Consider the following 24356-nt stretch of genomic DNA (forward strand, 5'->3'; position numbering starts at 1 on the left):
ATCTTCCAGTCAGATTGACGGTTGACGGGCGAGATGAATGTTTTGCCAGGGCTTGCCCGTTGCCGTACGCGCTGAAAAATTATATCAACGGCGAGTCTCTTTCTGGACGGCATCTTCAGGGTGAATCAATCCTGGTCTCTCAACGTGTGAGAGTTCGCAGGCAATTCTCGCAACCACAGTATTCTCGCGATCAGGTGTGCGATGTCGTTCATCGCGTATCCCGACCGCGTCAACCTGTCGGCGGCCGCTGGGCTGATCCGCGATGACCTGCATCTCACCAATACCGACGTCGGCCTCGTATTCGCCGTGTGAGCGGCCTGCTGTTTCACGACAATACGACCGCCTTTACCGGCTTTGAGCGACTTCCTCAGCCGCGGTCCGGCCCCGATTATCCTGGTTATTCCGATGATTCGACCTGCCGAGGGCATTTTTGACCAAGACGGCGTCCCATGAGACTGAGTATGCTGGGCGTCATCAGTCATTTCCTGCGGGGACTTCAAGGTGGCGCACTATCTTTGCCATGAGCAGCCGGACCTGCTCGAGTTCGAAACGAGCGTGATCGCCTCGCGCCCCGGCGCGGTCGTGCTCGGGCGCACGGCCTTGCATCCGGGCGGCGGCGGCCAGGTGTCGGACGCGGCGGTGCTGACACACGCGCAAGGCGTCGCGCACATTACCGGCGTGGCGCCGGAAGGCGGCATGCTGTGGCATCTGCTCGACGAGCCGCTCGAACTGAATGGCGACGTGCACGTGGCCGTCGACGCGGCCCGGCGTGCCACCGTCGCCCAGCTTCATACCGCCACACATATTCTTAACGCTCTCGTCTATCAGCGCTTCGCCGGGGCGCTCGTGACCGGCGCGCAGATCAATGCCGACGGCACTGCCCGGATGGATTTCGATCTGCCCGAAGCGGACAACGACGCGCTGCGCCTGCTGGAGGAACCTGTCAACGAGGTGATCCGCAGCGCCATGGATGTGCGAACCTATTACGTCAGCGCAGCGGAAGCGAAGTCGACGCAGGGTCTGATCCGCAGCCTCTCGGTGGCGCCCCCGCCGACCTCCGACGGCACCGTGCGAATCGTCGAAATCGGCGACCTGGACCGGCAGGCCTGCGGCGGCACGCATCTGACCAATACGGCGCAATCGAGACCGATCCGCATCGTGAAGATCGAGAACAAGGGGCGTCGCAATCGCCGGGTCAGAATAGAATTGGTGTAACAGGCATTCCGGAGCGTTGAGAGCGGCCATGGACACATCGGACAAAGGCGAACCAGAGGTAGTGTGCTGGCGGGACGGCGCGCTGGACGGCGCCTGTCTCGCGATCGCGCGCTACGGCGATCACAAATTCGATCGGCATCTGCATGACGAACTCGTGATCGTCATGACGCAAAGCGGCGCGGGGCAATGTCATACGCGTACCGGCACCGACGTCGCGGGACCCGGCAGCGTGCTCGTGTTCGGCCCCGGCGAGTATCACAGCGGGGAGGTGTGGGAAGGCCGCGAATGGAACTATCGCGCCATCTATCTCGACATGGAAGGGCTGGGGGCACTAGGCGCGGTGTTCTCGCCCGATTCGCGTGACGACACACCGCTGCTGATTCCACCAGGGCTCTACCAGGACGCGCATCTTGCCGGTCTGCTGACCAAGGCGCATGCCAGTCTCGACGAACACGGTTCGGTCCCGATGATGGAGCGGCAGGCGAACTGGTGGGCCGCGATGGGAATGCTGGTCGGGCGCTATGGGCAATCGCGGCACGAACTCGGCGAGGGTCGCCGCGAAGCCCGCAAGATGGCGCAAGTGCGCGAATACGTCGCCGCCAACTATGAGCGCGATATCCCGGTCGACGAACTGGCGGAACTGGTGGGGCTAAGCCGTTATTACCTGACGCGCGCGTTCTGCAAGGAATTTGGACTGCCACCGCACGCCTATGCGACGCAGGTGCGGCTGCTCGCCGCCAGACGCATGCTTGCGGCGGGAGAGAACGCGGCAACGGCCGCGGCGGCCGTGGGGTTTTACGATCAAAGCCATCTCAACCGGCTTTTCAAACGGGCCTATGGGATCACGCCGGGGACGTATGCGGCGCTAAAGCCTGGACATTAGGGCGGACGCGCGTTGCCGGCATCCTGCACCGCAAGCTTTAATCAGGCAGCGCGACGTCTTCGATCAGCGCCGACTGTACGGCGCGAATCCTGCGATCGACGAAGTAGCCGCCGCCTTCCGTGTAGCGCAGATAAAGCCGGCTGCACAACGTGCACTGCCAGACAGCGCAGCGGTTATACGGGAAGTATCGCGGCGCGATGGGAGCGTCGGCCGACCAGTAGTTCGTCTTGCCCGGCAGGTACTCGCTGAACGTGGGTTCCGGATCGTCTTGCGGCGCGAGCGTGCCGACTTCCTCGAACTGCGTTTCGTCGAGTGACAGCGGCTGAGATTGCCAGCCGTCCAGCGGTGTCCTCGTACACGAGCATGGCGCGGCGGCGCGCTCTTCTGCACTTTGTGCGAGTTCAAGGAGCGTTGCAGCGTTCAGATATTCCGCCATGGAGCACACAATTCCTGCAAGGTTGAGCCGATGATACGGCGCGCGACGCGTGGGACGCGGCCGTATCCTCAGCATCATGCCCGCTCCCGTGCCGTGCGTGAAGTCAGTTGTTCATCATCCGGTCGCGCTGCGGCACGACCCACGAACGGTCGAACGATCCATTCGCGATCGATTTCAATGCCGCGGTTTCTTTCGCATGCTGCCGTCGCGCGCCTTCGATCACCGCTTCGACGTCCGCAGGCGAGATCGCGAGCAAACCGTCCTCATCGCCCACGATGAGATCGCCCGGATGAACCACCATTCCACCGACCGTGACCGGCACGTTGATTTCGCCCGGTCCGTTCTTGTACGGTCCGCGATGCGTCACGCCACGTGCGTACACCGGGAAGTCGCGCTGACGCAGCGCGCCGACGTCGCGGATCGCCCCGTCGATCACGAGCCCCTGCACGCCCAGGCTCTCCGCGAAGCTGGCCATGATCTCGCCCATTAGCGCTTGAGTCAGTTCGCCGGCGCCGTCGATGACCAGCACGTCGCCCGGCCGGCAAAAGTCGAACGCGCGGTGAATCGCGAGGTTGTCGCCGGGGCGGGTGTGGACCGTGACCGCGGTGCCGGCCATCGGCCTCGGCTGGTGATACGGCCGCAAGCCGACCATGCCGCTAGCTCGCGCCATGTTGTCGCTGAGCAGCGAAACCGCCAGTTCACGCAACGCGTCGAGCGTGGCCGGATTGGCCTGGGGCGCGGATGCGTACTCGCGCCAACCGATGGGATTGATTGCGGAATTCATACTGTTGCCCCCTGTGTGGCGAATTGCTGTTCGAGTTGACGCGACAGCCGCGGGTACACCGCGCGGGCGTTGTCTTCGTAGATACGTTGACGATCCGCGGCACTGAGCCATTCGATTGCGTCGATGTAGCGCCGCGTGTCGTCGTAGTAGTGGCCGGTTTCCGGATCGATACCCTGAACCGCGCCGATGGTTTCCGACGCGAACAGAATGTTCTCGACAGGAATCACCCTGGCGAGCAGTTCCGCACCGGGCTGGTGATACACGCAGGTGTCGAAGAACACGTTCTTCATCAGGTACTCGCTGAGCAACGGCCGCTTCATGTCCTGCGCGAGTCCGCGGTAGCGCCCCCAGTGATAAGGCACCGCGCCGCCGCCGTGCGGAATGATGAAGCGCAGAGTCGGGAAGTCGGCGAACAGATCGCCCTGCAGCAACTGCATGAACGCGGACGTGTCGCCATTGATGTAATGCGCGCCCGTCGCATGAAAATTCGGGTTGCACGACGAGGACACGTGAATCATCGCCGGCACGTCGAGGTCCACCATCGCTTCATAGAGCGGATACCAGGAGCGGTCCGTGAGCGGCAGTCCCGACCAGTGTCCACCGGACGGGTCCGGATTCAGATTGCAGCCGACGAAGCCCAGCTCTTCCACGCAACGCCGCAATTCGGCGATGCAATTGGCTGGGGCCACGCCTGGCGCCTGCGGCAACTGGCACACACCGACAAAGTTGCGCGGAAACAGCGACACCACGCGATGAATGAGGTCGTTGGATTCGCTCGACCAGACCGCGTTGGCCTCGGCCGAAGCGAGATGGTGACCCATGCCGGCGGCGCGCGGCGAAAAAATCGTGAGGTCGGTGTCGCGTTCGCGCTGGATGCGGATCTGGCCGGTTTCGATGCTCTCGCGAATTTCGTCGTCGGTAATCGTGGGACGCGGTGGCGGTGAAGCGCCGTCTTTCAGCGCGGCGATCTGCTGCGCGCGCCAGGCCTCGTGCTGCGGCGGCGAGGTGGTGTAGTGACCGTGGCAATCGATAATCATGATATTGAAAACCCGTTGGGTGTGCTTGTGAATGCTTGCATCAGGTGCGGGCCGCCGGGTCGCCGGCCGCCGGATCGCCGGCCGCGAGCGAGGTGCTTTCATCTTCGGCCGGCGCGACGCGCATTACGAGTGCAATGATCGTCGCCACCACCAGAAACGCGGCGATGGTCAGCAGGGCCAGCTTGAAGTTGCCGGTCGCATTGCGCACCAGGCCGATGCTCCAGGGGCCGACCAGGCCGCCGAACTGTGCGACGGTGTTGATCAGCGCAATCGTCGCGGCGCCCGCGGCGCCGGTTCTGAACGACGACGCCAGACTCCAGAACAGTGGATTGCCCGCATAGATGAACAGGCCGGTCAGACACAGCAGGGCATACGCGATCACGGGATTCGGCGCGTAAGCGCTGCCGGCGATCGCCAGCGCGCTCATGCCGTACACAAAGGCGAGATGCTTCTTGCGGTCGCCGGTGCGGTCGGAACTGCGGCTGATCAGGAAGGTGCCCAATACGCCGAGCAGCGGCGGCGCGGCGGACAGAAAACCGACTTCGATATTGCTCAGATGACCGAGGCTCTTGACGATCTGCGGCAGCCAGAGGAACAGGCCATAGATGCCGACCAGCGCGCAGCCGAACAGACACGCGAGACTCCAGACGCGAATGTCGCTCGCCACGCGCAGCAGCGGAAAATGGGTGTTGCCGCCCACCGTCTCGCGTTCGGCGGCGAGCGTCGCTTCGAGCCAATGTTTTTCTTCGTCGGAGAGCCAGTTGGCATCGGCCGGACGTTCGGTCATGATGCGCAGCGTCAGCAGACCCAGCGCCATCGCCGGGAGGCCTTCGAGAATGAACATCCACTGCCATCCCTGCAAGCCGAACACGCCGTTGGCGTAAGTCATCAAGGTTGTCGAGAGCGGACCGCCCAGCACCGCCGAAAACGAACCGGCGATGATGTAGCCGCCCACCGCGCGGGCACGGTAACGCTCCGGAAACCATTTGGTCAGATAGACCGCCACGCCCGGCAGAAAGCCTGCTTCCATCACGCCCAGCAGAAAGCGCAGCACATAGAAGCTCGAATCGTTGAAGACGAACGCGGTGGCTGCCGCGACCGCGCCCCACGTCAGCAGGATGCGCGCAATCCAGCGGCGCGCGCCGACCCGATGCAGCAACAGGTTGCTCGGCACTTCCAGCAGCATGTAGCCGAAGAAGAAAATGCTGCCCGCGAAGCCGAACACGGCTGGACTGAAACCCAGTTGCCTGTTCATGTCCAGCGCGGCGAAACCGATGTTGATCCGGTCCAGATAATTGAAGAACATCATCGCGAAGAGCAGGGGCATTAGTCGCCCGTACACCTTGCGCATGGTTGCGGTTTCGTCGAATGAGGTCATGCTGTCTCCTACCGTGCCGCGACGGCCGGAGCCGTGGCTGCGTTCCTATAGTTGGCCTGCCGGATCGAACGCCGGCAGTGTCCCGTTAGCCGCGCATTTTGACGGCTAAAGCAGAACCTTCATGATAAGAACGCCTCTACACGGAGTCCAAGACTGCTTGCTTATGCTTGTATAGGCTTTTGCTTATAGTGTCGCGTCGGCAAGCGGGGCGGGGAGGCAGGTGAGAAAAGCACGCAGATGAGGCGACGCGTCGTCGGTACGGAAGGTGGCGGCGAGCGTGGAGCGGTATGACGAACCGGGACCGGAGAGGTGACGGAACACGACGTCGGCGCGTCCGTGCCGTGCGACGGATTCGCCGATAAACGTGACGCCCAGACCGGCGGCCACGAGTGCGATCGCGGTCTGGATTTCGTAGGCCTGGTGAGCGATGACCGGCGTTACGCCCGCATCGCGATAGAGCGTTTGCACCGAGTGTTTGAACTGTGCGTTCTGGTGCTTCGGATACAGAATCAACGGCGTATCGGCGAGATCGGCAATCCGCACGGTCTTGCGCGCGGCAAGCGGATGACCCGCTTCGAGCGCGACCATGACGCGCTCGCGCAGTAGCGGATAAGAGGTGCAACCCTCAACCGCGAGCGGCTGCCGCCCGATTCCGATGTGAATGCGCATGTCGCGCAGCGCATCGGTTTGTTCTTCGGTCAGCAACTCGAAGAGCTTGAGTTCGACCTGCGGGAACGCGTTGTGAAATGCCTTGAGCGCGGGCGGCAGGATGCTGTACATGGACGAGCGCGTGAAGCCGATGCTGAGCCAGCCGCGCCGGCCGACACCGATCTCCTGAGTCGCCAGACTCGCCTGTTCCAACGAACCCAGTATCTGACGCGCCTCCGTGCAGAGATAGTGGCCGGCTTCGGTCAGACTCAACGGGCGCCGCGCCCGATCGACCAGTTGCGTGCCGAGCCGTTCCTCCAGCGAGCGGATCTGCTGGCTGAGCGCGGGCTGTGCGATGTGCAGTCGCTCGGCCGCGCGGCTGAAATTGAGTTCTTCCGCCAGGATCACAAAGCACTGTAAAGCCCGAAGATTCATACAGGTTTCGCCTCAGTGTCGGCCGAAGGCCGATGGAACAGGGTGTAAATCACATCGAGGAGCCATGCAATGCCCGGGTCCGCCCCTCCTCGGGAAAATGACCGCGAGATCGGTATGTTGAACGATTTCGGGCGCCACCACAAAATGCGGCAGGCGCAAGACGATATCCCGGCGCAGATTCAGCTCTTCCAGCCATTGCTCGACCATTCTGTGCCCGGTCGCGTTGGTGCTGGCGTACACGTAGCGCAAGCCCGCGAGGTCCTCCTTGGTCGGCTTCTGTTTGCGCAGCGGGTGGCCTGCCCGCACCACGCAGACGTGTTCGTCGACAAGGAGCGTCCGGCTTACGCAACCCGGATCGAGACCCGGCACATAGCCGAGCGCCAGATCGATCTTGCCGCTGTGCATGGCGGCGCTGACCCAGTCTACCGGGAAGTTCGCGATCTCGATGCGGATGCCGCGCGCGTTCTGTTCGAGCATGGTGAGAAGCGGCGGCAGGAAATAGAACTCCGGCGCTACGAATCCGGCAGGCATGGCCGAACCATGGAACCGCGAGAAAACCCGGTCAAATTAGGGACAAAAATGAGCGTCATGAATGGGGTGCATGACGAGGGAAGGGTGACGGCGGGGGGCTGACTGAGCGCTCACGCCCCGCGTGAAGCGAGGCGTGATGCGGGAGGGGATGGCGCGCTAAGTGAAGGAACCGGCAGGAACCGGCGGGAACCCGTTAATCCAGTCCGCCCTGACACATGTATTTGATCGACATGTAATCGTCGAGCCCGTACTTCGAACCTTCGCGGCCGTAACCCGATTCCTTCACGCCGCCGAACGGCGCGGCCTCGCTCGACACCGCGCCTTCGTTGATACCGATTACGCCCGCTTCGAGCCGGCTCGCAACGCGATTGATGCGCCGTACGTCCTGCGTATAGAAATACGCAGCGAGGCCGAACGGCGTGTCGTTCGCGAGGCGGATCGCTTCGGCTTCGTCATCGAAGCGGAACAGCGGCGCGACCGGACCAAAGGTTTCTTCGCAGCAGACGAGCATGCCGTCCTGTGCATCGGTCAGCACGGTCGGCGCATAGTAGTTCGGGCCGAGTTCGGCCAGGCGCTTGCCGCCGGTCAGCACTTTTGCACCGTGTTTGACGGCGTCTTCTACATGGCGGGCAATCTTGTCGATGGCGCGTTCGTTGATCATCGGGCCAATCTGCGCGTCCGGATCGGTTGCGGGTGCAACTTTCAACGCGCCGACGCGCTGCGCGAGCAGATCGGCGAAGCGTGCATATACGCCGGACTGCACATAGACCCGGTTCGGGCACACGCAGGTCTGGCCGCCGTTGCGGAACTTGGCGGCCATCAGGCCGGTGACCGCGGCGTCGAGGTCGGCGTCGTCGAAGACGATGAAGGGCGCATTGCCGCCCAATTCCAGCGACAGCTTCTTAAGCGTGCCGGCCGATTCGCGGGCGAGATGCTTGCCGACCGGCGTGGAGCCGGTGAACGTGATCTTGCGCACGCGCGCGTCGGCAAGCCAATCGGCGACCGCCGCAATACCCTGTTCGCGCGAAGCCGACAGCATGTTCAGCACACCGTCCGGCAAGCCCGCTTCCTGAGCGAGCGCTGCCAGCGCGAGCGCGGTGAGCGGCGTGTCTTCCGCGGGTTTGGCCACGACCGTGCAACCCGCGGCGAGCGCGGGCGCGATCTTGCGCGCGATCATCGCCAGCGGGAAATTCCATGGCGTGATCGCCGCGACCACGCCGACCGGTTCCTTCACGGCGCTCATGCGCTTGCCGCGTTGTTGCTGCGGGATCAGATCGCCGTAAATACGGGTCGCTTCGTCGGCGAACCAGGCGACGTACGACGCACCGTAGGCGACTTCGCCGCGGCTTTCCGTGAGCGGCTTGCCCTGTTCGGTCGACATCAGTTTCGCGAGGTCTTCCGTATTGGCGACGATCAGTGCGTGCCAGCGGCGCAGAATCTCGGCGCGTTCACGCGGCAGCTTATCGCGCCACGCGGGGAAGGCGTGGGCGGCGGCGTCGGTGGCGGCGCGCGCGTCCGTGGCGCTGCTGTTGGCGACTTCGACGACCAATTCGCCGGTGGCCGGGTTGGTGACGGGAAAGCGGGCGCGATCGGCGGCGTCGACCCACTTGCCGTCGATCAGGTTGTGCGGGTGGATCAGGTCGGGGCGAGTCAAAGCGAGAGACATATCGGGTTGCTCCTTCGAGGGCTTCTGGACGAGGCGAGGTGGGTCGTCGATGCGGCGGCGCGGCCGCGCACATACGGTCGATTCTGGTCGACTGGCAGATTGATGCTACGCGTACGCCGCAGTGGATGAAATCATCGCATGGGGGCGTTGACGGTGCGCGGAGCGTTATTTTCGGGCTGCCACAGCATTTTCTGCTGTGGCGGCGCCACGCAGTGTGGCCCTTTCAGGCGGCTTCCCGCGTCTGTAGTATCGAAGCACGTAAAGCCGCGCTGAGTTCCGGGGTTAATGATCCGCTGCCTGCGCCTTGTGCTGGTCCGCACACTCCGAGGTAAACGCCATGCTGGCCTGATCGGGTGTCATATGCGGGGCGCCGGGGCGGTAGATTTTCTCGATGATGTCGAAGACCGCCTGGCGGTCGGCTTCATTCGTGTAATATTTTTTCGCCTGGTCGAGCGCTTGCGCTTTGGTCTTCTTGTGTGCGCGCCACGACGCTACCTGACCGGCAATGTCGCCGATTGCAAAACATTGATTGCTGACCGTCTGCGCGACGGCTTCAACCGCAGGTTGAGCGAGGCACAGCGCGAGCAGGGCCGATACAGCGACGCGTTTCATTACTGGAGTCCTGTCGTTAGATGGACGACGGCGCAAAAGCGGTGGTATTTCCCATCGCGGCAACCGCACGATTCAAATAACGGCGTAGTGTATCGGGAAGTGAGGCGCGGTGCTTTTCACCCGAGCCTCACTCACCTTTTCAATGTCCAAACGACTCCGCTTTCGCACCAGCCTCCGCCGCCACATGCGGGCGTGCTGCCTGTTTGATCAGCAAGGCCACGCACGAAATCAGACCCGCCATCGCGACCATCGCAAAGATGCCGCCAAACGTGAAGTGGCGACGCGTCAACTCCGCCACGAGGAACGAACCCGCGATCCCGCCGAAGCGGCCGATCCCCAGCATCCAGGCCACGCCCGTGCCCCGGCCCTGGGTCGGATAGAACGCCGCAGCAAGCGCCGGCATCGACGATTGCGCGGTATTCATCAGCACACCCGCCACGAACACGATGAACACCAGCGCGCCGACATTGCCGACCGCCTGGCCGATAAAGTACACGCTCACCGCCGTCAGCGCGTAGCAGGCCGCGATGATGCGGTTCGCGTTGAAGCGGTCCATCAGCACGCCGCACAGCACGGCGCCCACGCCGCCGAGCGGGAACAATGCGGAAATCAGCGTCGCGCGTTGCGGCGTGAGTCCGGCATCCTTCAGCAGAATCGGCATCCAGTTGATCGACGCATAAAAGATCACGAGACCCATGAAGTACGCAATCCACAGCATCACCGAGCCGATGATGTACGAGCGCGAGAGCACCACGCTCATGCCCTTGCCGCCGGTTTGCGGTGCGGTTTCGGTCATGACGAAGCTGCCGGCCTGCGCCGCTTCGCTGGAAATACGCGCCAGCGCGGCACGAATCCGTTCGACCGGCTGGCTGTTGGCCACCATGTAGCGGACCGATTCCGGCATCTTCAGCACCAGCACGATCAGCAGCAACAGCGGTGTGACGCCGCCGAGCAGCAGCACGCTGCGCCAGCCGAAGTGCGGAATCATCCACGCGGCGAGAAAGCCGCCGAAGGCGGCGCCCAGCGGAAAACCGCAGAACATCAGATTGATCACGGTCGCGCGGCGGCGATCCGGGCAGTACTCACCCATCATCGTCACGGCGTTCGGCATGGCCGCGCCGAGGCCGACGCCGGTGACGAAGCGCAGGATGGTCAGGTGTTCGATGCTGTTCGAGAACGCCGAGGCGAAGCAGGCCACACCGAACAGCAGCACCGAGCCGAGCAGCATCGAGCGCCGGCCGAGCCGGTCGGACAACGGCCCTGAGCCGAGTGCGCCACACGCGAGGCCGAACAGCGCCGCGCTGAGCACTGGCGCGAGCGCTGGCCTCGTGATGCCCCATTCGGAGATCAGCGACGGTGCAATGAAGCCAATCGCCGCTGTGTCAAAACCGTCCAGCAGGACGATGATGAAACACATGAAAAAGATGAGCCACTGGAACGGCGAGAAGGGATGGTCATTGATAAACGTTTGAACGTTCACGGCGGTGCTGCGGCTCATGTTGGTCTCCTCACTGCTGAATGCTGAAAGGCCTGCCGTCGCGGCAAGCCTTTTCTTTCTTTTACGATCGTACGCCGCTTAGAAGCGATGCACGATGCCCACGCCGGCGGCGAACTGGCTGCGCGACGACGACGGCGCGCTCTGGAAGCCGTCGCCGATGGTAGCGGTGGCCGTTATGACGTGGCCCGAACCCGCCGTGCCGAGCGTGTTGCCGTTGGTGCGCTGGAACGCCTGCAGCGCATAGAGGCCGGTGCGCTTCGACAGTGCATAGTACTCGGACAGGTTGACCTGCTGGTACTGTGCCGAACTCGTGATGCCGTTCGCCTTCGTGGCGCGCGTGTAGCTGTAGCCGGTCGCGAAGTCCCATGCGGCCGTCGGCTTCCAGTGCAGCACGACGCCGGCCGTATTGAAGATCGCCGTATCGCGGAAGCTCGAGCCCACTCCCGGAATGTACTGCACGTTCGAGTATGCCGCGGACACGTCCCATCCGTTACCGAAGTTATAGCCGCCGGTGACCGCGAAGCGCTGTTGCGCCTGTGCCGTCTGATAGCCGTTGGTGACAGCCGAGACGCCCGGTTGCGCGCCGTTGTTCGACACGGTCGAATCCGCGCCGTACGCACCGCCGCCCAGCGTCGAATTGTTGATGCGCATGAAGCCGACTGCGACGCCAACCGGACCGTTGAGGTACTGGATCGCGCCGCTCCATGTCGAGCCGCGGTTCAGGCTGCCCGGTACGCCGCCCACCGAATACGAACCGCTGAACGTGAAGCCGTACAGTTTCGGTGATGTATAGACCAGCGAATTGTTGGCGCGGTAGATCGTGTCGAGTGCGTCGACGTCGCCCGGGTGCGCGCCGTAGTAGCCGGTCAGCCACGTGGTCGGGCTATACGGCGACAGCAGCGTGTAGTACGCGCTGTATTGACGGCCCGCGGTGAACGTACCGTAGGTCGGGTTCGTCACGCCGACCCAGGCCTGGCGGCCGAACATCGCGTTCGTATACTGCTGTGCGCCGGTGGTGGAATTGAAACCGGATTCCAGCTGGAAGATGGCCTTGGTGCCGCCACCGAGATCTTCTCCGCCCTTCAGGCCGAAGCGGCTGCCGGCCCACACGCCGTTGATCATCTTGACGGCGGATCTGCCGCCGGAGGTCGAGCCGAGAGACGGCGCCTGGCTGGATACATAGCCGATACCCGTATCCACGATACCGTACAGCGTGACACTGCTTTGTGCAAATGCGGACGTGCTGGCCAACGTTGCGATCGCGCAAGCGATCCGGGTCATTGTGATGTTGCGATTCATGCGGAGCTCTCCAATTCGACCTGCCTGACCTGCGAGAGGATCTGGGCGACCCGGTCGTCGAAATTTTTATCAGTTTGTTCGTATATAGAACTGTGATTCTTTATGCGAACAAGCGGCACTGTAAGCAGTTTGATAATGAGGAGCAACGCGGGATTACCCGAGCATGTTGTAGATGCGCGTCGAATTGGGGGGGGCGGGGCGCCGGAACGGCTGTGGATGCCGCGGCGCAACCTGCGCCGGGCGTGGAATGCAGAGAAGGGAGCGGGGTAGGCAAGCGCCGGGACGCGGCGCTCAGGTCATTCTTTCAGGCGTTGCTTAAAAAATCACATAAACCTTTCGCATAGTCTCTTCGACTTCCCAAAGCCCCTCTGTATTGGCTTCGAAAAAGAGCGTGTCACCGCTTTCAAAATGGACGGTTTCTTCGTTGTCAGGCGTGAAGTGCCCACGCCCCGCGAGAAAGTGCATGACTTCGGCCTGCTTGATCGCGCGTCGGTAGGTGCCCGGCGTGCATTCGAAAATACCGGTGTCGACGGCTTCGCTGCCCTTGATGACGCGTTGCACGCCGGAGATCTGAAGCGGCGTCGTGCCGGGCAGTCCTGCCGTGCCCCAGTCCTCGAGATTCTGCAGATTCACGCTTTGCCTGATGCTTTGTACCTTCATCTTCACGTTACCTTTTTGAATGTGCTCGAGCCGATTCATCGGCCAATCGTGTTCGTGTCTCAGTTCGTACTCGCACTGGCGTTCGGCACGGTTCGTTCGATCTTGCCCAGCCGCACGACCGTAACCCCGGGCCGCAATTGCCGCAGCGACGGCATCACCAGCATGCAATTGTCGTAAGGCGTGACCACCGTTTCGCCGTTCGACCAGCCGATCACCGCGCCGGCATCCGGAAACACTTCCAGGCCGGTATAGGGCGCCGCGAAACGGAAGTCCATGCTGGTCGCCACGACCGGCTGCGTCACGCGCACGATGTGCTGAGCAGTTGGCAACGGTGCGAGCCAGCCGTCCGGCAGATCGGCCTCGTCGACCACGCCGGCCAGCAGCAGGAAGCGCGCGGTCGTGTCGCGCGCCACGGTAACCGCGCTGCGTTCCCAGTGCTGGCCGCATTCGATCAGCAACGCGTTTTTCGTGCTGTCCGCGTTGCCGAAGCCTTCGTAATCGCGCATGCGGCGGCCTTCGGGATGGCCTTCGTCGCAGATCACCGTAGCAGGTGTGCCGAGCCGTACCGAAAGGTCGATTCCTTTTTGCAGCGGTCCCGCCACGATCAGCGGCTTGCATTTTTCATGCATCGAATGCAGATCGAGCAGCATGTCGACCGTGTCGATCACCCGGCGCATTTCGCGCGCGCGAGCCAGTTCGCTCGACGTGCGCGACGTATCGTCGAGTGCCGCCGCGGTCCAGACGCGATTGAAGTCCTGATCGACGAAACGCGCCGCGTCGGGTTTCGCGGGATCGAAGCGCCGATAGGCGGCGACATTCGCAAAGGCGAGCGTGAGGCGTCCACGACGCGGCCTTAACGCGCGGCGCAACAGTTCGTCGACGACGATCGCGCCGCACACTTCGTTGCCGTGCGTGAGCGCGTTGATCATCACATGCGGACCCGGTTCACCGGAGTCGAACGTATGAACGTAGGCAATACCCGATGACGATTGTTCGTGAACCGAAATATCGGGGAATGCGACTTCGATGGGATAGGCTTCGGTGCTCATTCGAAAGTGACCTCGCAGAGAATTGGGATCGACAGGCTCAGGCGAGTTTGGCCGCGATGGCCTCGCCAACTTCCGTAGTGTTCGCCTTCCCGCCGAGGTCGCCGGTATGCGGACCTTCGATTAGCGTTGCTTCGATCGCGGCGAGAATCGCGTCGTGCGCCTCGCGCTCCTTGCCCTCGTGATTGCCGAGGAAATCGAGCATCATCGCGGCCGACCAGATCATTGCAATCGGATTGGCGATGTTCTTGCCGGCGATGTCGGGTGCCGAACCGTGCACCGGTTCGAACAGCGACGGAAACTTGCGGTCCGGATTCAGATTACCCGACGGCGCAAGGCCGATCGTGCCGGTGCAGGCAGGACCGAGATCGGAGAGGATGTCGCCGAACAGATTGGTGGCGACCACCACGTCGAAGCGGTCCGGGTTCAGCACGAAGCGCGCGCAGAGAATGTCGATGTGCTGCTTGTCCCACGTCACGTCCGGATACTGCGCCGCGATGCCGGCCGCGCATTTGTCCCACCACGGCATGCTGATTGCGATGCCATTGCTCTTGGTCGCCACGGTGATCTTCTTGCGTTCGCGCCGTTGCGCGAGATCGAATGCGAACTTCAGCACGCGCTCGCTGCCGTGCCGTGTGAACACGGATTCCTGCAGCACGAACTCACGCTCGGTGCCTTCGAACATCACGCCGCCCACCGACGAATATTCGCCCTCGGTATTTTCGCGCACGATCCAGAAATCGATGTCGCCCGCCTTGCGGCCCGCGAGCGGCGAAGGCACGCCGGCGAAGAGGCGCGCAGGGCGCAGATTGATGTACTGGTCGAATTCGCGGCGGAACTTCAGCAGCGAGCCCCACAGCGAGATATGGTCGGGCACCGTGTCGGGCCAGCCGACCGCGCCGAACAGAATCGCGTCGGCGGATTGCAGTTGCGCTTTCCAGTCGTCCGGCATCATCTTGCCGTGCTTCGCGTAGTAGTCGCAGCTCGCCCATTCGATGTGCTGATACTCCAGCTCGATACCGAAGCGTTTTTTTACCGTGTCCAGCACGCGAATCGCTTCAGGCATCACCTCGACACCGATGCCGTCGCCGGGTATGACCGCGATCCGATAGGTCTTCGCCATGTTCCTGCTCCTCCGTTGGGACGTTTGAGTTTCGATGACGGTTATTTTATTCCTGCTGTTTACGCTTAAAATGACTGCTTTAGTTAAGCCACTGTGCACGAATCGTGTACAAACCAGCCGCCTATGAATGCCGTCCCGTCACCCGATCTCGGCGATTTGCGCGTGTTTTGCGAGGTGGCGCGCAAATCGAGTTTCAGCGCGGCGGCGGAGGCGCTGTCGGTCTCCCCGGCCTATGTCAGCAAACGCATCAACGTGCTCGAGACTACGCTCGGTACGCGTTTATTGCATCGTTCCACCCGGCGTGTAGCGATTACCGAGGCTGGCGAACGTGTCTACGCGTGGGCCGAAAAGATTCTCGACGACGTCGACCAACTGGTGGAAGACGTCTCCACCACGCGCCGCATTCCCGGCGGCAAGCTGCGCATTTCCAGCAGTTTCGGCTTCGGCCGCCGTTTCGTTGCGCCCGCGCTGGCCCGGTTCTCCGAGCGCTATCCGCAACTGAGCGTGCGGCTCGATCTGTTCGACCGTCTCGTCGACGTGGGTGGCGAGGGCTTCGACCTCGATATCCGTATCGGCGACGAGATCGCCCCGCATCTGATTGCCAAACGGCTCGCGTCGAATCATCGCGTACTGTGCGCGTCGCCCGGCTATCTCGCGCGGCACGGCACCCCGCGGCAGGTCGCCGATCTGTCCTCGCATGCGTGTCTCGCGATCAAGGAACGCGACCATCCCTTCGGTTTATGGCGCTTGACGGTGCGCGGCGAAGCGGCGTCGATCAAGGTCACGGGACCGTTGTCGACCAATCACGGCGAAGTGGCGGTGCAATGGGCGTTGGCCGGGCGCGGAATAGTGCTGCGTTCGATGTGGGACGTGCGGCCCTTGCTCGACAGCGGCCAGTTGCAGCAGATTCTTCCCGACGTCACGCAACCCGCGAACCTGTGGGCGGTGTACCCGGCGCGGCTCGCTCAGTCGGCGAAAGTGCGGGTATGCGTCGATTTTCTGAGCGAGGAGTTCGCGCAATGGAGTCCGCCGCCTGACACAACGGTAGCGGTGCAAACGAGCTGAGTTCGAGAACCGCTGACGGCGAATCAGGATGGCATTGAGGCATCCCCTCACGGCGATCAGATTTCCAGACGGTAACCCACGCCGTACACGGACGCGATCGGCTCGCTGTCGGGCCGGGCTCCCTGCAGCTTGCGGCGCAGGTTCTTGATATGGCTGTCGATGGTGCGGTCGGTGACCACCCGGTGATCCGCATACAGATGACTCAGCAGATAGTCGCGCGAAAAAATGCGCCCCGGCGATTTCATCAGCAGCGCAAGGAGCCGCAACTCCAGCGGCGTGAGCTTGAGTTCCTTGCCGTCGAGTAAGGCGAGATGAAACTGCTCGTCGACTTCGAGACCGTGCGGCGCTTGCGGCACGCCGTCCGCCGTCGCAATCGCGGCCGCAGGCGTGGCCCGACGCAGGATCGCCTTGACGCGCGCCACCACTTCGCGTGGGCTGAACGGCTTGCAGACGTAATCGTCGGCACCGATCTCGAGACCCAGCAGACGGTCGATCTCGTCGATGCGCGCGGTCAGAATGATCACCGGCAACGCGGAAAATTGCCGTAGCTCGCGGCAGATATCCATGCCGTTGCGCCCGGGCAGCATGAGGTCCAGCAACATCAGCGCAGGAGGCGTCGAGCGAATGAAGGGCATGACCTGCTGGCCGTCGTCGAGAATCGTGGTGGCGAAACCGTCGAGGTGCAAATACGCTTCGAGCACGGCGGCGAGCTTGGGTTCATCCTCGACGATCAGGATGTGCGCGGGACGCCCATCGGTCATATTGTCAGTCTCCTTCCGGCGGAAAGCGCGCCGTGATCCAGACGCCGCCGAGCGGCGAGGCCGTGGCGCCGATCGTACCGCCGTGCGCCGTCACGATCGCATGGCACAACGAGAGGCCGAGGCCCGCGCCGCCGTTCTGGCGGCTGCGCGATTCGTCTACGCGATAGAAGCGGTCGAACAGGTGATCGAGTGCGGCCTCGGGTACCCCGGGCAGCGAGTCCTGCACGTCGAGTTGCCAACCGCTGGCGCTTTGCGAAAGCGCTACGTGGACCTGGCCGTCCGGATCGGTGTAACGCAATGAATTCAGCAGCAGGTTTTTCAGCAGTTGTACGAAACGCGCGGGGTCGACCGCGAACGTCGTGTCGGCGATCTCTGGTGTGCAGGTCAGCTCGAGCGCGATTCGTTTCGCCTTGAACGACTCCCGCATGGCCTCGATCGAAGCTCGCGCCAGTTGCCCGACATGGGTCGGCGCCTTGCGATAGCTGAGTGCGCCGACATCGCTCAGAGAAAGCTCGTAGAGATCTTCGATGAGCTTGTTGAGCATGTTCACCTCGGTTTGCAGCGAGGTGAGCGAATCGCGGTTGAACACATGCACGCCGTCTTCGATCGCTTCCAGTTCGCCGCGCAGCACCGCGAGCGGCGTGCGCAACTCGTGTGAAATGTCCGCGATGAAATCACGCCGCGAGCGCTCGGCTTTCTGCAGTGAGTCGGCCAGTACGTTGAAGTCGCCTGCCAGCCGGCCAAGCTCGTCGCGCCGGCCGGCGGGCACCCGGGTCGTATAGTCGCCGCCGGCGAGGCGATGGGTCGCGTTCATCAGGCGTTTGACCGGCGCGAGCACGATGCGCGCGAGTATCAGCGCGACCAGCGCGGCGAGCACGACAGCAACGCCGGCGATCTGCCAGGTCGAGCGCTTCTGCTGAGCCTGGAAGGCGATGTCGGCCGCGTCCGAAAGGGTATCGGGCCCGTTCACGGCGAGCCAGCCCACGACCTTGCCGCTGTAGACAACCGGTCTCATCGCACTGCCCGGAGGCGGCAACTGGCCGGTGCTTGCCACCAGTTCGTGGCGGGCGTCGTAGAGAGTGACGGGCGGTCCCTCGGGCGGCGTGTCGCGCGCTCCACCGTCATGCAGCGACGAGGCGCCGGACGGCAACGAGGGCAAAGGCGGCAACGCGGCCGAAGGCGGCGCCCGGTCATACCGATTGTCGCCGCTCACGACACCGCTTGCCGACACACGGTCACGCTCCATGGCGATATCCGGATTGGGCGGCGGCGCCGACGGAAGGCGCATGCCCCAGTGCGGCGATTCGGACGGCCCTGAGAGCGGCCCGAGCAGTTGCTGAACGCTGCCGCTCCCGGGAAAGGTTCGCCAGCCGGGCAGTTTGCCTGTCTGCGCCGTGGCGAGTTCCTCGCGCAGCGCGTCGTGTGCGGCGCTGTCGAGCAGCGTGACCCACACGTCGGGATGGTCCCGCAGAAAATTCCAGTTGCCGTGAGCGGAGTATTCGCTCGTGACCTTCGCCATGACGGCTTTGATGCGCCCGGCGTTGCGCTCCCGGACGTAATGCAGGAAGCCGTTTTCAAAGCTCACGCGCAGGGCATAGCCCATTGTCAGGGAAATCGCGAGGCATGCGACTAGTACCGCGAGGAACATTTTCCAGGTGATGCCAAAGCGTATGTCGATCCGCTGCTGCTGCCGCACGTGCGAGAGAAGGGTCCCGAAAGGGCGGCCGGGACGGATTCGGATGGTTTCACTTTGCATGGCTGAATTCTAGATGAATGCTGTGTCAATCCGCGGTTACCGGTGAATCTCCACAACTTCTCCATCCTTTCTTCGTTGTGTCTGCGTGTTGTCTGAATATGATGGCACGGCACTTTTAAGGTGGCCTGACGCAGAGGCCCTGTCCGGTGGTCAGTTCCGTGTTAGTGGAGCAATCTCATGCAAATGTCTTCATCTGTGAACCATGTCGAGCCGCGGGGTTTCCAACCTGGCCGCAAAACAGCCGCTGCTGCCGGAGGCCGTGGCAAGGCTCAAAACGGTGCCGGCGCGTCACGGCGAACAGACGTCGTGAAGATACGCGGCTGCCGCGTTTCGGCGCCGCTCATGCAACCTTGGGGCGAGTGCTGCCGGATTGTCGAGTGGATCAACAGAAACGGCGAGTATTCCTGCATCGCCGTGCGAGGCGCCGCCACGGTAGCCGAGATCAGGGAGCGCGTACGCGTGCATCGCAACGGCCAGCGTCATACGCTCACGGACGACCCCACCACGCCCGCGAACCGCGTGCGTCTGCGGCGCGGTTGAGCGCGGCCTGGCTTCGCTGTTGACCGCGTTGCCGGAAGCGGCTCGGTGCAGTCGCTCAGTGCAGCCGGCCAGCGCAGCCGGCCAGTGCAGCGGGAAGGGATTGTAATTTGGCCAAAAAAACTTCGGTCTCCTATGGCTGTCTGATTCACGGAATAAAACTGCGAGCGTTTCGTTTATGCGCATTCTCATACTCGTTCTCGCTGTGGTGTCGATCTGGTGCTTTTCGATCCGCCATGGTTTGCGCCCGGAGAGCGTCAATGCCCTCTGCCGAGGTAACGGCAGCGCTGCCGCAGCCGACGCGGATGATCTGGGCGGATGCTCGCCACAGATTCACTACGCCTCGGGGTTCAGGCCCGTTGTGCCGGCGGATTTCCACTACGGATTCGGCGGCCTGCTGGCGGCGACCGGTGGCCTGTATGACGATTATTTCGGCGCTATCGACCTGGTCGACGTGATCGACGCCGCGATGACCTTGCCGATCACGAAGCTAGCCGTGGCTCAGGACCGGAAATAGCGCGGTGTGGTGCGTACTATCGCGCCTGCCTTGCGAGGGTAGCCGTTCCGGCGAGGGGACGAACATATAGCCTCGTCCGCGCAAGGTCCGAATGAACCGGGGGGCGGACGGATCGGCGTCTATCACGCCGCGCAAGCGGCAGACGGCAACATCGAGACTGGCCTTCTGGCTCTCCGCTCTGCCCAACTGGCTGTTGACCATCGAACACGTCAAGATTCCTTGGTCAGGTTGTCCTTGTCGAACTCGTGAATGCCGGCGAAATCGATCGTGCCTGCCGCCGGGCGCTCCTGAACCTGAACGATGACGGTCGTACCTTCAGCCGAGATACTGACGTCGTTGAAGAATCCCGTCGCATAGAGCGCGCGAATGGCTTCGGAAGCCCTGTCGTCGTTGAAGGTGTTGCCTTGCTTGATAGGCAGATAGGCGAACAGGGTGCCGGGCTCGATGCGTTTGAGTCCCTCGATCCGGATGTCCTGCACGATGAAAGGTGATGCCGCGTGAGCCGGCGCGGCGGTCAGCGTGATGCCGGCGAGCGGGAGCGCGCTCGCGATACGCCTCGTTAAAGCTTGAAGATTCATCTTGGGGTTCTGTCCTGATGCAGCGCGCGAGGCGCAAACAAGAACGCTTGACAGCGAGCGATGCATTCGAAACGAGGTTCCGTGGCTCTGGAAAGCGGGAAGTATAGGAGCGTTTTTTCTCCCCTCTCTGTTACCGAAAACTTTCCGCCCATTAGGCTTGCTAACGTGTGCATTGCGCCGGTTGCTCAGCCTGGCGCGGATTACGGCGGGAGCGTGGAAATAATGCGTTACAGAACCGAAGGAAGCGTAGTGTGCCCGTAACCTGACGTGGTTCTTGCGCTGCTATCGTCAAATGGTCGGCTCCCGCTACCTGCGTAGCACCATTTGGAGAACGGGTCATGATCGAATTTCTTTCCCCGGCGGTTGTTGCGGCTGTCCTGCGCGTCAGCTCTTCGCCGATTTTTTCGGCACGTTTGGCCATGGCGTCGAAGCGCATGCTGCGCGACATGTCCGGCAGCACGGTGAGCGCCGCGCAGCGGCGCATTGTGAACCATGTCGCGGGCACACCGACGCAGGAGGGCGCACGCCGTGTCTGATCCGTCGACCTTCGTGCTGAACTCGATCAGCGACATGCAGCTCACCGCCGACGGCCAGTATCTGCTGATACACGGCAATCAACCTACCGCGGCGCTTCATCGTTCGGTGCTCAACGATCTGCTGGTGGCGCTGCCGAATGCGATCGAGCATGCCGACCGCGTGATTCATAACGATCGGGAGATGGGGTTCGCGCTGCACTGCCAGGGCTGGGAAGTGGGCAGATTGCACGGTATGGAAATGGTGGTGATCCGCTTCCGTTTATCCGGCAGCGCAGGGCTTTCGTTTTCCTTGCCCGCCGAACAGATTCCGCATCTTCTGCAGGCGCTGGGTGGTGCTGCGAACGCGGCAAGCGCGGCGGGTGAGGCAAGTGAGGCAGGGGCCCGTTCTCACGACGTCACGCTCCAGTAGTGCCGCGCGCACTCGCGGTGGTTCATCCTCGCGCAGCTCGGGGCTTCTGCTTGCCTTGATGCGTCTGTCATCCTTTCCGATCCTTATCTGTTTTGATACTACGCGGTGTATTTCGATGCCTACGTTTAAGGCCTCTCGTTTCGTTCATGCTGGGCGCGGTTGGATGCGTGCCGATTGCCAGCTACGCGCAACTGGCCGGCGCAGGCGCGATTCCGGAATCGCTCGATGGCGTCTGGGGCCTGCGCTTCGATCCACAACTGACGGAACATCCGCTAATAGCGGGCGTCGGGGTCGCGACTTCGGCGATGGCCGATTCGATGACCACCACGACCGGCACGGACGTTTCGCTGAAAGGTAACGCGCAACTGCGGCGCTACGCGTCGATCGTCAAAGGCGATGCGCTGCACTACGACGTCGATACCGACAAGGCCGATGCATATGGGCACGTGCAACTCGTCAACGACGGCAATGTGTTCAATGGTCCGGACGCGCATTTCTATGTCGACGCGAATGAAGGCACGATCAGCGTGCCCAGGTACCGGTTTTATCTGACGGGCGGGTGGGGTAGTGCCCAGCGCGCTGATCTGGTCGATAACGAACGCACGGTCGTGCATCACGGTACATACAGCACATGTCAATGCGAGTCGGACCCGGCGTGGTATCTGAGGGCCTCCGAGTTCGACATGGATACCGGCAGCGATGAAGGAATCGCGCACAACGGTGTGCTGTTCTTTCAGGGGGTGCCGCTGCTGGCGAGTCCGTGGTTATCGTTTCCGTTGTCCGACGCGCGGCGCAGCGGCTTCCTGCCGCCCACCTTCTCGTTCAGTTCGACCAATGGCGTCGACGTCGCGTTACCGTATTACTTCAACCTGGCGCCGAATTACGATCTAACCCTGACGCCTCGCATCATGTCGAAACGAGGCGAGATGTTGACGGCAGACTATCGTTATCTGCAACCGAACGATTCAGGGTCGATATCAGTCGCGTGGCTGCCGCACGACGCGATCACCAACACCGACCGTTACTCGATTGCGGTGAATCAGACCTGGAAGCTCGGTTCGGGCTTCGGCGCCTACGTCAACTACAACCGGGTTTCCGACTCGACGGTGGTGACCGATCTTGCATCGGGTGTCGCGTTTCCGACCGGGTCCACCACGCTGTATCAGCAGGAAGCGGGTTTGACCTACTCAAACGGACCGTGGAGCGTGCTGGCTCGCGAACAACGCTGGCAGGCCTTTACCAGCGACTCGACCTATAACCGCGAACCGCAGGTCAATGTCAATTACGCGCGCTATAACGTGGGCGGCTTCGACTTCGGCGCCGAAGCGGATGCGACGCGCTTCACGATTTCGACGGCGGATGCGACGCAAGGCAGCCGCTTTGTTTTCAACCCTTACGTCAGCTATCCGATCGAGCATCCCGGCTGGTTCATCACGCCCAAGCTCGCCTGGCATTTCGCCGCGTATGACCTGACCACGATCGGGTCGAACGCGCCCGCCGGCCAGCCTAAGACGTTCGACATCAACGTGCCGACCCTCAGTCTCGATTCGGGAATGCGCTTCGAACGCAGCGTGCGGCTTTTCGGGCAGTCGTATATCCAGACGCTCGAACCAAGGCTGTTCTATGTGTACACGCCTTACCGCAATCAGTCGTTCGCGCCGTTGTTCGATACGGCGACGGCCGACTTCGGGCTCGCGGAACTGTTCATGCCGAACAGCTTCGTCGGCAATGACCGGGTGTCCGATGCCGATCGCCTCACGGGCGCCCTGACCACGCGCTTCATCGATCCTGCGAGCGGCGATGAGCGAGCCCGTTTCGTTCTGGCGGAGCAGTACGATTTTCACACGCCGCAGGTGACCCTCAACGTTGGCGATCCCATTGGCACAGTCGCCCGCACCAGCGTGATAGCAGGTGCGTCGTACAAGCTGGGCCAGGGTTTCTCAGCGGAGCAGGCGGTGGAGTACAGCCAGGCCAACCACTACCTCACGAATGCCGAAGCCGGGTTCGGCTGGTCGCCTGCTGCACGGCAGGTATTGAATGTGGCGTATCGCTATACGCGCGCCAATAGCACGCTGGACTATCAACCGGTCAATCAGTTCATCGTGTCCGAGCAATGGCCGCTGCTGCACAACGTGGTCAGCGTTGCGCGGGTAAATTACGACATGAGCGCGCATCGCTTGATCGCAGGTTTGCTGGGACTTCAATACGATACGGATTGCTGGTCGCTCGGCGTGGCGTTCGAGAAGTACACCAACGCGACCTCGACCACGGTGCCCAGCACCGGCACGCGTGTGCTGATGCAACTGCAGCTCAAAGGTTTTTCGCAGGTCGACAACGGCCTGCTCAACCAGTTTCGCGCCAACGTGCCGGGTTATACGCCGGCTGGCACGGGAAACGAGCCGACCTCGCGCTTTAGCGATTATCCGTAACGGACGCCGGCCGTTGCATTAGTTGTGATTCTGCGAGAACAACGTTTCGAGCGGGTAGTGGCTTTTCACGAACGGCGACTTGATGATGACGTAGCTGAAGTACTTTTCGATGCCGATGTCGCGCTCCAGCAGCCCCTCGATGATGCTCTGATAGTGGCTCACGCTGCGCGTGACGAACTTCAGCAAATAGTCATAGCCGCCGCTCGCCAGATGACACTCGACGATCTCGTCGACGTCCTTGATCGCATTCACGAACTTGATGAAGTCTTCGCGCCGATGATCGGCGAGCGTCACTTCCGTAAACACGATCTGCACGTCGCCGAGCTTTTCGAGCTGGATCTGCGCACCGTAGCCGACGATATAGCCGGCCTTCTCTAGACGCTTGACCCGGATCAGGCAAGGACTGGGCGAAAGGCCGACCGCGTCGGCAAGCTCGACGTTGGTTATGCGGCCTTTCTTTTGCAACTGGGAAAGTATGCGCAGATCAATCCGGTCCAGCTTGCTGTCGCTGCTCATC

The 24356-nt window shown here is 62.4% G+C and carries 24 protein-coding genes and 2 pseudogenes; 8 read left to right on the forward strand and 18 right to left on the reverse strand.

Translation table 11 applies throughout. The features are described 5' to 3' along the window. Positions 1–501: 501 nt before the first annotated feature. Both AC57B6_RS25845 and AC57B6_RS25850 read left to right on the forward strand, forming a co-directional pair. A complete protein-coding gene (locus AC57B6_RS25845; protein WP_144194064.1) occupies positions 502–1215 on the forward strand; it encodes an alanyl-tRNA editing protein in 714 nt (237 codons plus the stop codon). A gap of 28 nt (positions 1216–1243) precedes the next feature. After that, positions 1244–2098 (forward strand): AraC family transcriptional regulator, encoded by an 855-nt coding sequence (locus tag AC57B6_RS25850; protein ID WP_252889853.1) that lies wholly within the window; start codon positions 1244–1246, stop codon positions 2096–2098. Positions 2099–2135: 37 nt separating this feature from the next. Here AC57B6_RS25850 and AC57B6_RS25855 read toward each other — a convergent pair whose 3' ends face one another. The 13 genes and pseudogenes from AC57B6_RS25855 to AC57B6_RS25915 form a co-directional block, all read right to left on the reverse strand. Beyond that, entirely contained in the window at positions 2136–2534 is a 399-nt protein-coding gene (locus AC57B6_RS25855) for a hypothetical protein (RefSeq protein ID WP_496422373.1), read from the reverse strand. Positions 2535–2637: 103 nt separating this feature from the next. Beyond that, positions 2638–3306, reverse strand: coding sequence for an RraA family protein (locus tag AC57B6_RS25860; RefSeq protein WP_216752181.1), 669 nt, complete (start codon positions 3304–3306; stop codon positions 2638–2640). Positions 3307–3314: 8 nt separating this feature from the next. Further along, positions 3315–4355 (reverse strand): amidohydrolase family protein, encoded by a 1041-nt coding sequence (locus AC57B6_RS25865; RefSeq protein ID WP_496422374.1) that lies wholly within the window; start codon positions 4353–4355, stop codon positions 3315–3317. Positions 4356–4395: 40 nt separating this feature from the next. Then, entirely contained in the window at positions 4396–5733 is a 1338-nt protein-coding gene (locus tag AC57B6_RS25870) for an MFS transporter (RefSeq protein ID WP_252889855.1), read from the reverse strand. A gap of 183 nt (positions 5734–5916) precedes the next feature. After that, on the reverse strand, positions 5917–6816 hold the full coding sequence (locus AC57B6_RS25875; protein WP_028194018.1) for a LysR family transcriptional regulator: 900 nt from the start codon (positions 6814–6816) through the stop codon (positions 5917–5919). Then, positions 6813–7323, reverse strand: a pseudogene (locus AC57B6_RS25880) (LysR substrate-binding domain-containing protein); the annotation flags it as partial. The pseudogene AC57B6_RS25880 and the gene AC57B6_RS25875, both read right to left, overlap by 4 nt. A gap of 217 nt (positions 7324–7540) precedes the next feature. After that, complete coding sequence (locus AC57B6_RS25885) at positions 7541–9013, reverse strand: NAD-dependent succinate-semialdehyde dehydrogenase (RefSeq protein ID WP_106353005.1); 1473 nt, start codon at positions 9011–9013, stop codon at positions 7541–7543. A gap of 282 nt (positions 9014–9295) precedes the next feature. Next, positions 9296–9625 carry a hypothetical protein gene (locus AC57B6_RS25890; RefSeq protein ID WP_106353004.1) on the reverse strand — a complete coding sequence of 110 codons (330 nt, stop codon included), beginning with the start codon at positions 9623–9625 and terminating at the stop codon, positions 9296–9298. A 139-nt stretch (positions 9626–9764) separates the two neighbouring features. Next, positions 9765–11123, reverse strand: coding sequence for an MFS transporter (locus tag AC57B6_RS25895; protein WP_106353003.1), 1359 nt, complete (start codon positions 11121–11123; stop codon positions 9765–9767). 78 nt (positions 11124–11201) lie between these two features. Beyond that, positions 11202–12422 carry a porin gene (locus tag AC57B6_RS25900; protein ID WP_496422375.1) on the reverse strand — a complete coding sequence of 407 codons (1221 nt, stop codon included), beginning with the start codon at positions 12420–12422 and terminating at the stop codon, positions 11202–11204. A gap of 315 nt (positions 12423–12737) precedes the next feature. Continuing rightward, entirely contained in the window at positions 12738–13082 is a 345-nt protein-coding gene (locus AC57B6_RS25905) for a cupin domain-containing protein (protein WP_030099018.1), read from the reverse strand. Between the two features lie 59 nt (positions 13083–13141). Further along, positions 13142–14131, reverse strand: coding sequence for a M14 family metallopeptidase (locus tag AC57B6_RS25910; protein WP_252889857.1), 990 nt, complete (start codon positions 14129–14131; stop codon positions 13142–13144). Between the two features lie 37 nt (positions 14132–14168). Next, positions 14169–15251 (reverse strand): tartrate dehydrogenase, encoded by a 1083-nt coding sequence (locus AC57B6_RS25915; protein WP_028194011.1) that lies wholly within the window; start codon positions 15249–15251, stop codon positions 14169–14171. 123 nt (positions 15252–15374) lie between these two features. On the opposite strand from AC57B6_RS25915, the gene AC57B6_RS25920 reads away from it, so the two are divergent. Then, positions 15375–16316: a LysR substrate-binding domain-containing protein gene (locus AC57B6_RS25920; RefSeq protein WP_496422376.1), complete on the forward strand. Its 942-nt coding sequence runs from the start codon at positions 15375–15377 to the stop codon at positions 16314–16316. 56 nt (positions 16317–16372) lie between these two features. Here AC57B6_RS25920 and AC57B6_RS25925 read toward each other — a convergent pair whose 3' ends face one another. Continuing rightward, a complete protein-coding gene (locus AC57B6_RS25925; protein WP_496422377.1) occupies positions 16373–17077 on the reverse strand; it encodes a response regulator in 705 nt (234 codons plus the stop codon). A 4-nt stretch (positions 17078–17081) separates the two neighbouring features. Then, on the reverse strand, positions 17082–18833 hold the full coding sequence (locus AC57B6_RS25930; RefSeq protein ID WP_496422378.1) for an ATP-binding protein: 1752 nt from the start codon (positions 18831–18833) through the stop codon (positions 17082–17084). Positions 18834–19016: 183 nt separating this feature from the next. Between AC57B6_RS25930 and AC57B6_RS25935 the strand changes: the two genes are divergently transcribed. Next, positions 19017–19373: a DUF2866 domain-containing protein gene (locus AC57B6_RS25935; protein ID WP_127838000.1), complete on the forward strand. Its 357-nt coding sequence runs from the start codon at positions 19017–19019 to the stop codon at positions 19371–19373. Between the two features lie 175 nt (positions 19374–19548). Then, the gene (locus AC57B6_RS25940) at positions 19549–19887 is read left to right on the forward strand and encodes a hypothetical protein (RefSeq protein ID WP_046571480.1); all 339 of its coding nucleotides are present in this window, start codon (positions 19549–19551) and stop codon (positions 19885–19887) included. Here AC57B6_RS25940 and AC57B6_RS25945 read toward each other — a convergent pair. Then, positions 19861–20088, reverse strand: coding sequence for a winged helix-turn-helix domain-containing protein (locus tag AC57B6_RS25945; protein ID WP_081922879.1), 228 nt, complete (start codon positions 20086–20088; stop codon positions 19861–19863). The genes AC57B6_RS25940 and AC57B6_RS25945 overlap by 27 nt on opposite strands. A 17-nt stretch (positions 20089–20105) precedes the next feature. Then, positions 20106–20465 (reverse strand): annotated as a pseudogene (locus AC57B6_RS25950) (POTRA domain-containing protein); the annotation flags it as partial. A 338-nt stretch (positions 20466–20803) separates the two neighbouring features. On the opposite strand from AC57B6_RS25950, the gene AC57B6_RS25955 reads away from it, so the two are divergent. The 3 genes from AC57B6_RS25955 (at position 20804) to AC57B6_RS25965 (ending at position 23839) form a co-directional block, all read left to right on the forward strand. Beyond that, positions 20804–21001 (forward strand): hypothetical protein, encoded by a 198-nt coding sequence (locus tag AC57B6_RS25955; protein WP_028194005.1) that lies wholly within the window; start codon positions 20804–20806, stop codon positions 20999–21001. Further along, positions 20994–21410: a hypothetical protein gene (locus AC57B6_RS25960; RefSeq protein WP_144194055.1), complete on the forward strand. Its 417-nt coding sequence runs from the start codon at positions 20994–20996 to the stop codon at positions 21408–21410. The genes AC57B6_RS25955 and AC57B6_RS25960 overlap by 8 nt, the downstream gene beginning before the upstream one ends. Positions 21411–21556: 146 nt before the next feature. Continuing rightward, on the forward strand, positions 21557–23839 hold the full coding sequence (locus AC57B6_RS25965) for an LPS-assembly protein LptD (protein ID WP_496422379.1): 2283 nt from the start codon (positions 21557–21559) through the stop codon (positions 23837–23839). 18 nt (positions 23840–23857) lie between these two features. Here AC57B6_RS25965 and AC57B6_RS25970 read toward each other — a convergent pair whose 3' ends face one another. Beyond that, the gene (locus tag AC57B6_RS25970) at positions 23858–24355 is read right to left on the reverse strand and encodes an Lrp/AsnC family transcriptional regulator (protein WP_030099007.1); all 498 of its coding nucleotides are present in this window, start codon (positions 24353–24355) and stop codon (positions 23858–23860) included. Position 24356: the final 1 nt, after the last annotated feature.

This window comes from Paraburkholderia sp. BGA-UO-ETr-F12 (assembly GCF_059567945.1).